Raw genomic sequence first — 11,696 nt, 5'->3', positions numbered from 1 at the left:
CGGTTTTCAGACGGCCTGTGTTATTGGATATAGACAAATTTGGCGCGTTTGACGTTGCACAAAAGCTCGTAGGCCACCGTGCCTGCGGCGGCGGCCACTTCGTTGATGTCCACCACATCGCCCCACAGCTCCACTTCGCTGCCTATGCCTTCGCTGCCGTCCAGTTCCACCGTGAGCATATCCATGGAAACGCGGCCGAGGATGCGCCTGCGGCAGCCTTCGACGGCAACGGGCGTGCCGGTGGCGGCGCGGCGCGGATAGCCGTCGGCATAGCCGCAGGCGGCCAGACCGACGCGGGTGGAGCGTTTGGTGTAAAACGACGCGCCGTAGCCTATCGGCTCGTGCGGCTGCAACACCCGTTCGCCGAACACTTCGCTCACCAGCCGCATCACAGGCTTGAAGCGGGGGTCGCGTCCGAGAAAGGGATCGATGCCGTAAAGTGCCAGCCCCGCCCTGCCCCAGTCGCGCCGCGCCTGCGGATAGGCGACGGCGGCGGCGGAATTGGCCAGGCTCTCTTCGCCCGCCAGCGCGGCGCAGGCCAGGTCGAAGGCTTCGGTCTGCATTTCGGTCATGCCGCGCTCTTCTTCGTCGGCACAGGCGTAATGGCTGATTTTGACAATGTCGGACACCTTGCCGCTTTGCGCCAGCGCGGTGTAGGCCGGGGCGTATTCGTGCGGAAAGAAACCGGCGCGGTGCATACCGGAATCCATTTTCAGCCACACCTTCACCGGCCTCTGCCAATCGTGCGCCAGCAGGCTTTCGAGCTGCCACTGGCAGGCCACCACCGGCCACAGATCCAAGCGTTCCGCCTCCGCATACTCGGCGGCTTCAAACACCCCTTCGAGCAGGACAATGGGATTGGCGATGCCGCCGCGCCGCAATTCGGCAGCCTCTTCCAGCGAAGCTACGGCAAAACCGTCGGCAATATCGGCCAGCGCGCAGGCACAGCGCAATGCGCCGTGTCCGTAGGCATCGGCTTTGAGCACCGCCAGCATTTTGCCGCCGTGGATTTGTCGGAGGGTTTGGTAGTTTTCGCGCAGGCGGTCGAGGCGGATTTCGGCACGGAGCGGTCTCATGGTTTGCTGTCCTTTGCAGAATGGAAATGGGTCGGAAAACGCAATGCAGAGGCCGTCTGAAAACCCTTTCAGACGGCCTGCGGATTATACGCCTTTTTAAAGATGCAAAAAAACGCAAAAAGGGCCATCTGAAAAGCCTTTCGGGCGTGTAAAACAACCGGTTGTGGCATAATCGCGCAAATTTTTACACGAAAGCGCGCCATGACCGTTTCCCTCTCCCAGTATGCCCTTTATGTCCAATATATGGCCGCCGCCCTGCTGCTTTTGGCCGCATTCTGCACCATCTACCTCAAAACCACCCCCATAAACGAGCTGCACCTCATCAAAAACGGCAACCTCGCCTGCGCCCTTTCCTTCGGCGGTGCCACCGCAGGCTTCTGCCTGCCGCTTGCGTCCAGCATCGCCCACAGCATCGGCTTTGCCGACTTCGTCCTCTGGGGCGCGGGCGCGGGCGTGCTGCAAATCGCCGTCTATTTCGCCGCCTCGCGCCTGATTGTCCGCGCCGCCGACGAACTGGCCGCCAACAATGTCGCCGTCGGTGCCCTGTTCGGCATATTCTCCGTTTCCGCCGGCCTGCTCAACGCCGCCTGCCTCTCTTAAACCCGTCTGCCAGCAAAGGAAAAACGCCATGTTCAACTTCATTAAAAAGCAATTCATCGACATCATCCAATGGGAAAACCCCGACGAAGAAACCCTAGTCTGGCGTTTCCCCATTGCCGATCAGGAAATCCAAAACGGCGCGAGCCTCACCGTGCGCGAAGCACAAATGGCCCTGTTTGTGGACGAAGGCAAAACCGCCGACGTATTCGCCGCCGGCACCTACAAGCTCAACACCCAAACCCTCCCCGTCCTCACCTACCTGAAAAACTGGGACAAACTATTTGAATCACCCTTCAAATCAGACGTTTACTTCTTCAACACCAAACAGCAGCTTGCCCGCAAATGGGGCACCGCCCAGCCCGTAACCGTGCGCGATCCCGAATTCGGCGCGGTGCAGATCCGCTCCTTCGGCATGTACAGCTACCGCATCAGCGATCCCGAAGCCTTTTTCAAACAAGTCAGCGGCGTAGTCGAAAGCTACACCGGCCACCTGCTCGAACAACAGCTCCGCAACATCGCCGTAACCCAGCTTGCCGCCGTTTTCGGCAACGCCGCCACCCCCTTCCTCGACATGGCCGCCAACCAGGTACTCCTGTCGCAGAAGCTGGCCGAAGTCCTCGCCCCCGAATTTGCCCGCCTCGGCATCACGCTGGAAAACTTCACCGTAGAAAGCATCAGCCTGCCCGACAACATCCAAAAAGCCCTCGACAAAAAAATCTCCATGGGCATCGTCGGCAACCTCGACACCTACACCAAATTCCAAACCGCCGAAGCCATCCCCCTGGCGGCGCAAAACGAAGGCGGCCTCGCCGGCCTCGGCGCGGGCGTAGGCGTAGGCGCGGGCATCGGACAGGCAATGGCCGGCGCGATGGCCGGCGCAATCACCCCCGCCGCCCAGCCGCAGGCAGCGGAACAACCCGCCGCCGCACAAACCCCCGCCGACCCGCAGGCCAAGCTGCAACAGCTCAAAACCCTGCTCGACAACGGCCTGATTTCCGCCGACGACTACGAAAAAGCCAAAGCCGAAGTCTTGAAACAACTCGTCGGCTGACAACCGCCTCCGAAACAAACGCAGGGTGTGCCGCCAAAGCGGCGCACGCGTCCCCTGCCGCTTAACAGGCCGTCTGAAAACAAGCAGCACGGCACGCACCACAAATTCAGACGGCCTTTAAAACAAACGTAGGGTGTGCCGCCAAAACGGCACACGCGTCCCCTGCCGCTTAACAGGCCGTCTGAAAACAAGCAGCACAGCACGCACCACAAATTCAGACGGCCTTTAAAACAAACGTAGGGTGTGCCGCCAAAACGGCGCACGCGTCCCCTGCCGCTTAAACAGGCCGTCTGAAAACAAAAAACAAAGACAAAACACCCCGTCTTTCGGCAACCGCGCCCACGCCCCCTTGCAGACACAAACAGGCGCGGCAAAACCGCAAGGCCGTCTGAAACCGCCCACCGCCCGCCCACGGACACCGTATGACCCGCGAACCGCTTTTCCACACCGACTGCCCGAGCTGCGGCGCACCCGTCGGCGCACACTCCGCCACCGCCGTTACCCTCGTCTGCCCCTACTGCAACAGCATGCTCGTGCGCGAAGCCGGCGGCGTAACCGACAAAGGCCGCGACTCCGCCCTGCTCGAAGATTACAGCCCCCTGCAAATCGGCACACAAGGCCGCTGGGGCACGCAGCCCTTCTCCCTTATCGGCCGCCTGCAAATGCACTACGACGCAGGCGTATGGAACGAATGGTACGTCCTGTTCGACGACGGCAGCACCGGCTGGCTGGCCGAAGCCGGCGACATCTACGTCTTCACCCGTCCCACCCCCGCCCCGCCACGCCTGCCCGAATTTGACCGCATCCGCGCCGGCTTCACCACCTTCGACTTCCAAAACAAACGCTTCACCGCCTCCGACGTACGCGAAGTAACCCTCAGCCACGCCGCCGCCCAAGGCGAACTCCCCTTCGAGCTTGCCGCCGACCGCACCAGCCGCGTGGCCGACTGGCGTTGCGAAAACATCTTCTTCACCACCGACTACTCCGACAACCCGCCCGCCTTCTACCTCGGCAGCGCGGTCAAACTCGACGACCTCCGGCTCCAATACACCCGCACCGCCGACCAAATCAGCCAAAGCGCAGGCCGTCTGAAAGGCAGCCGCCAGTCGGAAAACTGCCCCCACTGCGGTTCCCCCGTCCACTGGATCAGCGGCATGGCCGACAACATCCTCTGCCCCTCCTGCGGCAGCGACCTCGAAGCCGTCGGCGGCAAAATCGAGCTGATCGAAGCCAACGCCATGCGCGAAGCCCAGCAGCAGGCGCTCACCCTCCCCGTCGGCAGCAGCGGCACCCTCGGCGGCAAAACCTACACCGTCATCGGCGCACTGCACAAAGACGAATACGAAGCACAAACCGCCTTCGACCTCATGTACGCCCTCAAACGCCCCTTCGCCCCCGTACCCGTCGGCCGCTGGCGCGAATACCTGCTCTACCATCCCGTAAACGGCTTTCTCTGGCTCATCGAAAGCAGCAGCGGCTGGGAAACCTCCCGTACCCTGCGCGACTGGCCGCGCCTCGACCGCCACGGCCGCCCCCAGGGCTGCGAAAAAATCAGCGACTACGGCAGCCGCGTCGGCTACGCCGCCGGCGCGTTCTACTGGCACGTCCGCAGCGGCGATTTCAACTACTACAGCGACTACCGCAGCGGGCGCGGCAAACTCTGCACCGAGCTTTCCACCGCCGAAATGGCATGGAGCCTGTCCGAACCGATAGACAGCCGCGAAATCGCCCGCGCCTTCGGCCTCGAACACAGCCGGGCCCAAACCGACGGCGAATCCGACACCAACCCCGGCCTTGTCTGGACCATGATCGCCGCCCTAGCAGTCCTCAACCTGCCCGCCCTGATTGCCGACGACGGCAACATCATCATCACCCTCCTCTCCGCCTACAGCCTCTACCGGCTCGGCGGCCGTTCCGAAGAAGACGGCACCAGCATGATCGGCAGCCGCACCGCCTACATCATCATCGGCTCCTTCCTCATCCTCTTCACCACCGCCTTCAACTACCTCCCCGCCTCCGACAGCAGCGGCACATCCGGCTACGGCGGCGGCGGCTACGGCGCAGGCGGCTTCGTAGGAGGCCACAAATGAGCCTCCCCCCCGGCCGCCACGGCCTGCTCGACCTCTACGGCTGCGACGCAAGCATCCTGCGCGACGCAGACCGCCTGCACACCCTGCTCGCCCAAGCCGCCGCCGCCGCCCGCGCCACCATACTGCACAGCCGCTTCCACACCTTCGGCGGCGCAGGCGGCGTAACCGGCGTACTACTGCTGGCCGAATCCCACATCAGCATCCACACCTGGCCCGAACACCGCTACGCCGCCGCCGACATCTTCCTCTGCGGCAAAATGCCCGCCGAAGCCGCCCGCCGCACCATCGAACAAGGCCTCTCCGCCCGCCGCAGCCGCTGGCAGAGCATCATACGCGGCGAGGCCCTCTGACCCCCGTAGAATGTATCGCCCAAAGGCGACGCACGCGTCCCCATATTTACAGCAAAGGCCGTCTGAAAAAACAAAATCCCGTTTTCAGACGGTCTCCAGTTCCACCTCCAAAACCCCAGCCCCCACCCGTAGGGTGTGTCGCCAAAGCGACGCACGCGTCCCCCAAACCCCGCAACAAACCCACCCCCACCCCTGCGCCCGCGCGGTGGAGAGTTGGGGAAGGGGCGGCAGTTTGCAAAACCGCCTTGCCCGCTGCCCTGCAAATGTCTGCCTAGCGGCAACAGCCCCCACCCTAACCCTCCCCCGCAGGCGGAAGAGGGAACAAACGGCACAGGCCGTCTGAAAACACAAAACCCCATTTTCAGACGGCCTGCCGTTCTATCGCCCAATCCTCCGACCGCACCCGTAGGGTGTGTCGCCCAAAGCGACGCACGCGTCCCCGAATCCGCAACAAACCCACCCCCTCCCCTGCGCCCGCGCGGGGGAGAGTTGGGGAAGGGGCGGCGGTTTGCAAAACCGCCTTGCCCGCCGCCCTGCTGCCCTGCAAATGTCTGCCCAGCGGCAACAGCCCCCACCCTACCCCTCCCCCACAGGCGGGAGAGGGAACAAACAGCAGAGGCCGTCTGAAAACTGCAAATGTTTTTCAGACGGCCTCATTTTTCCTATTCCGCCAAGCACCTCCGTTTGCAAAAACCGTGTGCGCCGCTTGGGCGGTATACCCTACCCGAACGGCAGCATTACCCGTCTGGAGCAATGTAGGGTGTGTCGCACAGCGACGCACGCGTTCCCGAAACCACACAACAACCCCCACGCATTGCCAAAACAAAACCGCGTGCGTGGCAGAGCCACACACCCACCTAAAACGTCAGAGGCCGTCTGAAAAGCCGCTTGCGGGCTCGGGGCATTACATCAGCCAGCCCGTAGGCGTAACCGGCCTGCCGTCGAGCAGGCGCACGATGCCGTAGGCCACGCGGAACACATACCACACGCCCGTCAGCCAGACAATCGGAATCCCGATGAGGATTACCGACAATACCCCGCCCACGGCAAACCCGATCAGCGCGCCCCAAAACGTGCGGATCAGATAGCGCAAATGGCTTTCGTAAAAGGTGCCCGCCATTTCGTCCTGTTTCAAAGCGGCCACCACCGCGCCCGCCACCGCCGCCAGGCCCACCGTAAAAATACTCGCCGCATACAGCCCGTACACCGCATACATATAATTGCGCTGCCGCTCCCCTCGCGGATCCGGCTGCCGCGTTTCCGACAAAACGGGTTCCACATCAATCACATCGCCTTCGCGCTCTCGATAAGGTCTGTTCATAAACCATCCTTTTGCCGCTGCTGCGGCTGCCGTAAAACACGCCACACTTTACCCCCGCCGCCGCGCCGAAGCAAACAGGCCGTCTGAAATTGCCCGCCCCCGCCTTTGCTTATATACTGCGCCACCCCTTTTCCCCCGATTGCATCCCCTTATGAAAAAAACGTTTTACACCGTTTTCACACTTTTCCTCCTCGCCGCCGCCGCTGCCGCATTCCTGCTTTTCGCCCCCAAAACCCACTCCGCACCCTACCGCCTGAAAATCGGCGGCGGGCAGGGCATCTCCGCCGCCGCCGCCCGTCTCGAAGCCGACGGCATCGTCTACAACCGCCACATCATCACCGCCGCCGCCTATTTTCTCGGCATCCACAACAAACTGCATTCGGGCAACTACAAACTGCCGCAGCGGGTATCCGCCTGGCAAATCCTGCAACGCCTCAAACAAGGCAACAGCGACACCGTAAGCGTCCGCATCATCGAAGGCAGCCGTTTCGCCCAAATGCGGCAGATCATCAACCAAACCGCCGACCTGCAACACGACACCGCCGCATGGAGCGACGAGCAAATCCTCAAAGCCGTCGATCCCGAAGCCACGGGCAGCCCCGAAGGCCTGTTTGCCCCCGACACCTACGAAACCGACGCAGGCGGCAGCGACCTGCAAATCTACCGCCTCGCCTACCGCACCATGCGGCGCAACCTCGACCAGGCCTGGTCCGAACGCCAAAGCGGCCTGCCCTACAAAACCCCCTACGAAATGCTCATCCTCGCCAGCATCATCGAAAAGGAAACCGGCCATCCCGAAGACCGCCGCGACGTTGCCGCCGTGTTCGTCAACCGCCTCAACACCGGCATGAAGCTGCAAACCGACCCCACCGTCATCTACGGCATGGGCAAGGCCTACAACGGCCGCATCCGCAAAGCCGACCTGCAACGCGACACCCCCTACAACACCTACACCCGCCCCGGCCTCACGCCCACCCCCATCGCCCTGCCCGGCAGAGCCGCCCTCGAAGCCGCCGCCCACCCCTCGGCGGCCAAATACCTCTACTTCGTTTCGCAAATGGACGGCAGCGGCAAAAGCGCGTTCAGCCATACGCTCGACGAACACAACACCGCCGTGCGCCGCTATATCCTCAAACAGAAATAGCCCGCGCCGTGCATAAGCAAAGAGGCCGTCTGAAAACTGCAAACAGGTTTTCAGACGGCCTTTCTCCGTATTCCAAACCGCGTGCGTGGCAGAGCCGCACACCCTACCTTAGCGGCAGAGGCCGTCTGAAAAACACCGCCAACCCCGCATCCCTGCGTAGGGTGTGTCGCCAAAGCGACGCACGCGTCCCAAACCTGTAACGGACACACCCTCCGCAAAACAAAACCGCGTGCGTGGCTGCGCCACACACCCTACCCCAACCGCAAAGGCCGTCTGAAAAAACACCGCCAACCCCGCATCCCCGCGTAGGGTGTGTCGCCAAAGCGACGCACGCGCCCCCAAACCCCGCAACAAACCTACTCCCTCCCCTGCGCCCGCGCGGGGGAGGGCTGGGGAGGGGGTGGCGGTTTGCAAAACCGCTTTGCCCACCCTGCACACATCAGCCAAACAACAAAAGCCCCCGGCCCCGTAAGCAGAAGAGCGAATAGAGGGAACAAATGTCAGAGGCCGTCTGAAAACCGCCACCAAAGTTTTCAGACGGCCTTTTTACCGCACACAAATGTAAAAACACGCCTGAATGTGTTTGTATCACGTTAAAAAAACGCTACAATTACCCCTGGTAACAGAAAAGAAATCACTACTAATCAATAGCTGTGCGGCATAGCTCATCCCGCATATTTTTCCGTCTCCATACAAAGGACAACATCATGAAACACAGCAAAGCGAAAACCCGCCTCACCACCCTGGCCGCCTGCATCGGAATGCTCGGCATTGCCCCCGCCTTTGCCGCAAACAGCGCAGACACCCCCGCCGAATCCACCGCCCTCGATGCGGTAACGGTGAAAGGCAGCGCGCGCGGCAAAGACCAGCGCGGCGAGGATCGCGTTTACACCCGCGAAATCGTCAATCTTTACAAAGGCAAAGAAGAAGTCGAAACCTTCAAAGGCAACACCGTCTCCGATCTTCTCAGCGGCATGGTCGGCGTATACAGCGGCGACGCGCGCAACAGCGGCGCGATCGATCCCAACATACGCGGCGTGCAGGGGCAGGGGCGTATTCCCGTAACGGTAGACGGTACCGAGCAGGCCATCACCGTATGGCGCGGCTACGCCGGCGCGAACAACCGCAACTACGTCGATCCCAACCTCATCGGCAGCGTCTATGCCGAAAAAGGCCCCTCCCTCAGCCGCGACGTGAAAAGCGGCATCGGCGGCTCCGTGGCCATGAAAACCATCGATGCCGACGACATCGTCCCCGAAGGGCAGAAATACGGCCTTGAAGTCAAACTCGAAACCTCCAACAACTCCATCCGCCGGCGCAAAAATGCCTACGAAGATTCCGTAGACTACCGCACCCTGCCCGAGCCTTCCGTAGCCACCGGCGGCATCTGGCGCGCCCTGCTCGACGACACCGACCGCATCGACCAACGCTTCTCCGGCCGCAGCAAATTCCTCAAAGACAAAGCCTACCGCATTGCCGCCGCCACCAAGCAAGACAGCTTCGATGCCATGCTCGCCTATGCCTACCGCAGCAAAGGCAACTACTTCTCCGGCAAAAAAGGCGCGGAACGCTACGGCTACATCGGCCCGCTCACCCCCGAAAAACTCGCCGAGCTGCAAAGGCTGGCGGATGAAGCCCGCGATCGCGGCGAAAGCTTCTGGGGCAGCGAAAACATGCTCGGCGCGCCCAATATCGCCAAAGTCGGCCTCTTCTTCCACCCCGGCGGCGAAGTATCCAACACCTCGCTCGAAACCGAATCCTGGATAGGCAAAACCACCTTCCGCCTGCCCCACGGCCAAAGCGTCAAACTCGGCCTGCGCCGCACCCGCACCGAATTTGGCGACGTGATGCCCTCCCGCATCATCGGCCCCATCTCCAACAATGAAAACCTCAACAAAATCGCCGAATGGCCGCGCTCCTGGGTGAAACAGAATTCCGCCAACATCGATTACGCCTTCAAGCCCGAAAACAGCCGCTGGATCGACTTCAACGCCACCCTCTGGACCACCCGCACCAAATCCAAAACCAACACCGCCGGCGGCTCCCCGGGCGACACCCTCTACGAAGACCGCGAATTTCACCGCCGCTACGAAAGCGAAGTCGGCGTATGGCGTGAGCTGATGCGGCAATGGCCGAACCTCAGCGATGCCGAACGCCAGTATCTGCGCGACAACGGCATCAGCCCCGAAAACAAGCCCCGCGTCGATCCCATCACCCCCAACACCGACGGCCGCTTCAACACCATCCAAGGCCAGGCCTACTATGCCAAAAACGACCGCAACGGCTTCACCTTCTCCAACCGCATGAAGCTCACCCCCAAGCTCGACCTCACCGTCATGGGCGACTACCAATACGAAAAGCTCCGATCGCGCGACAACTATTCCGACGAACTGCGCTGGAGGGGCTACGACAAATATAGGGAGGAAATAGAGCGCGACGATATAAGGGCCAACTACGAACTAAACGGATACGGATTGCCGCGTAACGGCAGAAGACATGAAGCCAATTTGGGCTTTAATTTTCATTTTAAGCCCGCCGAATGGCTCAGCCTCACCGCAGGCGCGCGCTACACCCGCTTCAGCATCAACGACGACGGCAGAATGCTGAAAGAAGGCGTGGACAAATGGGGGGAACCGCTTGCGATGAATCGGGGCATCAAGTTTCATTTAACCCGTGTAGCCACAAGAGACGAATATGCCGCCCATCTTCGGGCAGTCGAGGCAAGGAATAATGGGGATGATTTTAGTGAAAGAGACTTCAATTTTATTAGTGTTGAGAACGGCGTTCCCGTAATTAACAGACCTTGGGTAAATACGTTTGAGCCTGAATTGGCGAGACCATTGATTTTTGAATGGAATAAAGATCAAACAGGCCATTTGAACCTTCAAGACCAACCTTTGCTGAACGGCAGCATTCCCGATCTGTACGCGCAGGTTGAAAATCCCGCTTATGATCCAAACGATCCCAACAGTCGGCCTATGGTAAACAAATATCCTCATGGGGGTATCGAACACTATAAAACCCCGATGACTGCCGCCGAACGCCGCCGCGCCCAGCGGCAGAGCGACGGCGGCTGGGCGCCCGCCTTTTCCGCCACCGTCAATCTCACCGACCACGCCCGCGCTTATCTGCGCTACACCGAAACCCTGCGCTACCCCAGCATCTTCGAAGGCACCTACGGCTTTTCCAACGCCGCAGGCACATTTGCCCGCGCCGGCTACGGCTGGAAGCCCGAACACGCCAAAAACTGGGAAGTCGGCTACATCCACGACCTCACCGGCCTTTTGCCCAAAATGCGCCGCGCCGATTTCCGCATCAACTACTTCCATAACAAAACCAAAAACATCATCGACCGCGACGAAAACCTGGAATTTGAGCAGTTTGACAAACAGGTGCGCACCGGCGTGGAGCTTTCCGCCCGCTTCGACAGCGGCCGCCTGTTCGGCGAACTGGGCATATTGCGTAATATTAAAAACGAAATGTGCGACAGCACCGCTGCATATGCCGATGGAGACCTCGTATGGGTACACAACGGGGAAACGGTTACTACGCCCTCCTGCAACCACGGCGGCCTCAGCAGCAGCGGCTATCTTGCCTCCGCCCTGCAGCCGCGCTGGTCTATCAACGCCGATTTGGGCGCACGTTTCTTCGGCGAAAAGCTGGAAACGGGGCTGCGCTTCCACTACCACAGCCGCATTAAGAAAAACCGCGACGAGGCATGGAATCATTGGCGGGATAAATTCAGGGAGTACAACGGCACCTCATCACGACTTCGCATTACAGGCCAGGAATGGCAGCCTGTCGCTACCTACGACGCATATATCCGCTATAAAATCAATAAAAACGTAACCGCCGAACTGGTCGGCACCAACCTGACTGATCGCTATTATCTCGATCCACTCAGCCCCTCTTATATGCCCGCACCCGGCAGAACATTGCGCTTCGGCCTGACAGCAAGGTTCTAAATAAAATTTATTACTAAAAATTTACCAAATTAAGCAATAAAATTTTTTTCTTATTTTAGAGATAAAAATTCCTACAATCACTTAAAAACTTGCTGTATA

General features: G+C 60.4%; 9 protein-coding genes. 7 read left to right on the top strand and 2 right to left on the bottom strand.

The window, feature by feature from the left end:
• Positions 1–20: 20 nt before the first annotated feature.
• On the bottom strand, positions 21–1,076 hold the full coding sequence (gene alr, locus DYE40_RS08210; protein WP_115308629.1) for an alanine racemase: 1,056 nt from the start codon (positions 1,074–1,076) through the stop codon (positions 21–23).
• A 201-nt stretch (positions 1,077–1,277) separates the two neighbouring features.
• On the opposite strand from alr, the gene DYE40_RS08205 reads away from it, so the two are divergent.
• The 4 genes from DYE40_RS08205 to speD all read left to right on the top strand — a co-directional run bounded on the left by DYE40_RS08205 (position 1,278) and on the right by speD (position 5,167).
• The gene (locus DYE40_RS08205) at positions 1,278–1,676 is read left to right on the top strand and encodes a DUF350 domain-containing protein (protein ID WP_115308628.1); all 399 of its coding nucleotides are present in this window, start codon (positions 1,278–1,280) and stop codon (positions 1,674–1,676) included.
• A 28-nt stretch (positions 1,677–1,704) separates the two neighbouring features.
• On the top strand, positions 1,705–2,727 hold the full coding sequence (locus DYE40_RS08200) for an SPFH domain-containing protein (RefSeq protein ID WP_115308627.1): 1,023 nt from the start codon (positions 1,705–1,707) through the stop codon (positions 2,725–2,727).
• A gap of 422 nt (positions 2,728–3,149) precedes the next feature.
• Positions 3,150–4,817, top strand: coding sequence for a DUF4178 domain-containing protein (locus DYE40_RS08195; RefSeq protein WP_115308626.1), 1,668 nt, complete (start codon positions 3,150–3,152; stop codon positions 4,815–4,817).
• Positions 4,814–5,167 (top strand): adenosylmethionine decarboxylase, encoded by a 354-nt coding sequence (gene speD / locus DYE40_RS08190; protein ID WP_115308625.1) that lies wholly within the window; start codon positions 4,814–4,816, stop codon positions 5,165–5,167. The genes DYE40_RS08195 and speD overlap by 4 nt, the downstream gene beginning before the upstream one ends.
• Positions 5,168–6,071: 904 nt before the next feature.
• On the opposite strand, the gene DYE40_RS08185 is transcribed toward speD, so the two are convergent.
• Positions 6,072–6,488: a DUF4870 family protein gene (locus DYE40_RS08185; protein ID WP_115308624.1), complete on the bottom strand. Its 417-nt coding sequence runs from the start codon at positions 6,486–6,488 to the stop codon at positions 6,072–6,074.
• Positions 6,489–6,639: 151 nt separating this feature from the next.
• Between DYE40_RS08185 and mltG the strand changes: the two genes are divergently transcribed.
• The 3 genes from mltG to DYE40_RS08175 all read left to right on the top strand — a co-directional run bounded on the left by mltG (position 6,640) and on the right by DYE40_RS08175 (position 11,597).
• On the top strand, positions 6,640–7,632 hold the full coding sequence (gene mltG, locus DYE40_RS08180; protein ID WP_115308623.1) for an endolytic transglycosylase MltG: 993 nt from the start codon (positions 6,640–6,642) through the stop codon (positions 7,630–7,632).
• A gap of 8 nt (positions 7,633–7,640) precedes the next feature.
• Positions 7,641–7,832: a hypothetical protein gene (locus DYE40_RS12310; protein WP_147286614.1), complete on the top strand. Its 192-nt coding sequence runs from the start codon at positions 7,641–7,643 to the stop codon at positions 7,830–7,832.
• A 507-nt stretch (positions 7,833–8,339) separates the two neighbouring features.
• Complete coding sequence (locus DYE40_RS08175; protein WP_115308622.1) at positions 8,340–11,597, top strand: TonB-dependent receptor domain-containing protein; 3,258 nt, start codon at positions 8,340–8,342, stop codon at positions 11,595–11,597.
• Positions 11,598–11,696 lie beyond the last annotated feature (99 nt).

This window comes from Kingella potus, assembly GCF_900451175.1.
GTDB classification, from domain to species: Bacteria; Pseudomonadota; Gammaproteobacteria; order Burkholderiales; family Neisseriaceae; genus Neisseria; species Neisseria potus.
Note: the sequence above shows the minus strand (reverse complement) of the source record. Positions and strands in the feature narration are given on the sequence as shown.

Coding starts and splice junctions, on each gene's coding strand:
- speD (WP_115308625.1), top strand. CDS start 4,814: ATGAGCCTCCCCCCCGGCCGCCACGGCCTGCTCGACCTCTACGGCTGC.
- DYE40_RS08200 (WP_115308627.1), top strand. CDS start 1,705: ATGTTCAACTTCATTAAAAAGCAATTCATCGACATCATCCAATGGGAA.
- DYE40_RS08185 (WP_115308624.1), bottom strand. CDS start 6,488: ATGAACAGACCTTATCGAGAGCGCGAAGGCGATGTGATTGATGTGGAA.
- DYE40_RS08195 (WP_115308626.1), top strand. CDS start 3,150: ATGACCCGCGAACCGCTTTTCCACACCGACTGCCCGAGCTGCGGCGCA.
- DYE40_RS08205 (WP_115308628.1), top strand. CDS start 1,278: ATGACCGTTTCCCTCTCCCAGTATGCCCTTTATGTCCAATATATGGCC.
- mltG (WP_115308623.1), top strand. CDS start 6,640: ATGAAAAAAACGTTTTACACCGTTTTCACACTTTTCCTCCTCGCCGCC.
- DYE40_RS08175 (WP_115308622.1), top strand. CDS start 8,340: ATGAAACACAGCAAAGCGAAAACCCGCCTCACCACCCTGGCCGCCTGC.
- alr (WP_115308629.1), bottom strand. CDS start 1,076: ATGAGACCGCTCCGTGCCGAAATCCGCCTCGACCGCCTGCGCGAAAAC.